The sequence below is a fragment of the Acidimicrobiia bacterium genome (assembly GCA_016650365.1).
In the GTDB taxonomy this organism is placed as follows: domain Bacteria; phylum Actinomycetota; class Acidimicrobiia; order Spongiisociales; family JAENVV01; genus JAENVV01.
The window spans coordinates 1-1,507 of record JAENVV010000134.1 but is presented as its reverse complement, the minus strand read 5'-3'; the positions used below and the strand labels follow the sequence as shown (position 1 = coordinate 1,507).

Here is a 1,507-nt window from a genome sequence, read left to right as displayed (position 1 = left end):
GTTTGGCCAGCGGCAATCGTCATGGGCCTTTCCGCAGCCTCATGGAACGCGGTTGGGATGCTGGCGACCATGGTGACCACCGGGCCTTCCCGGGCCGGGGCCGCCACTGGTTGGGTTCAGCTCGGCTTCCTGACCGGTGCCGGGGCCAGCACTCCCCTGTACGGCTGGCTGGTCGATCGGTCCGGCTCCTATTTCCCAGCCATGACAATCGCCGCGGTGTCGGCTTGCCTGGCAGCAGTGGTCATGACGGTCGGGCCCAGCCTGGCCGGGCGACACGAGAGTTCATCGACTTTTGCTCCGGACAGCAGCCGCTCCGCTTAGAGCCCGAGCAAGCGTGCAGCATTCAGCCCCGACATTTGCTGAATATCACGGTCGGAAGCATTGCCGACCCTGGCCACCCGTCCGATCGGGTCGTCCTCGCCCATGTCGTAGGGATAATCGGTCCCCATCAGGACGTGGTCGGCGCCAACTCGGTCGACCAGATAGTTGAGGCCATCACCGAATACAACGCTGTCGAAAAAGACCTGCTTGAGATATGAACTCGGCGGGCGGGTGATGCTGACCCCGACTTCGGGACGGGCTCCATAGGCGTGATCCATTCGATCCATGTAGAACGGGAGGTAGCCACCTCCGTGGACAGCGAGGATCTTGGCCTTCGGGTGCCGCTCGATGACACCTCCCAGGACGATATGGCTCAGCGCAACCGTGGTTTCGAGCGGGTTGCCGACGACATTGATCATGTAGTCGCTACCAAGCCGCTCTCCCTGACTGAACCCGTTGGGATGGAGGATCACGAGCATGTCGAGCTCCTCGACTTTTCGCCAGAACGGCCCGTACTCCGCCTGGTCGTAATCCACGCCCTCGGCGCTGGGGTTGATCGACACGCCCGGAAAGCTGTACGCGGCGGCTACTCGTTCGAGTTCGGATATCGCTCGCCCCGGATCCTGCATCGGAAGGGTCCCCATTCCCACAAACCGGTCGGGGTGAGCGTCGACAAGGGCGGCAATCGCCTCGTTGCCGATCCTGGCGATCTCGGTTCCAAGATCGGGATCGGCCCAGTAGTGATATTGCGGAGGTGCGATCGCAACGGCCTGGATCTCAACGCCCTGGCGATCCATGTGAGCCAGACGGCGGACAGGGTCCGTGAGCATCGGCACCAGATCGGAGAAGATCTTCTGGTTGTGCTCGGTGCTGGCTCCACCGAACCGAAGAAACGGATCCTTGGATGCATCGAACTCGTCAGCCACGAGGGTGCCGATCTCGGGCACCAGAATGTGGGCGTGGATATCAACTGTTAATGCCATAGGTTCCGGGCTCACTCGGGGAGAATCGCCACTGCCCTGGTCGGACCGCCATGAGCTCCGACCACCTTGAGCGGGAAACCTGCGAAGGTGAACCGGCGACCTACTACCTCGGTCAGGATCAAGTTCTCATAATGAGTCACGTGGTTGGCCCGGCACATCATGTGACAGGGATAAGTTTTCGAGATCGGGTTGTCAGGCGTAGG

3 protein-coding genes are annotated in these 1,507 nt (G+C 61.6%); 1 reads left to right on the top strand and 2 read right to left on the bottom strand.

Features of this window, described 5'->3' with window-relative positions; all coding sequences use genetic code 11:
- Positions 1-321: hypothetical protein (locus JJE47_07850; protein ID MBK5267334.1), on the top strand; the 321-nt coding region annotated here is incomplete at its 5' end.
- Here the strand turns inward: JJE47_07850 and JJE47_07845 are convergent.
- Complete coding sequence (locus JJE47_07845; GenBank protein MBK5267333.1) at positions 318-1,304, bottom strand: amidohydrolase; 987 nt, start codon at positions 1,302-1,304, stop codon at positions 318-320. The two genes, JJE47_07850 and JJE47_07845, sit on opposite strands and share 4 nt — an antisense overlap.
- Before the next feature lie 11 nt (positions 1,305-1,315).
- Entirely contained in the window at positions 1,316-1,465 is a 150-nt protein-coding gene (locus tag JJE47_07840) for a hypothetical protein (protein MBK5267332.1), read from the bottom strand.
- Positions 1,466-1,507 lie beyond the last annotated feature (42 nt).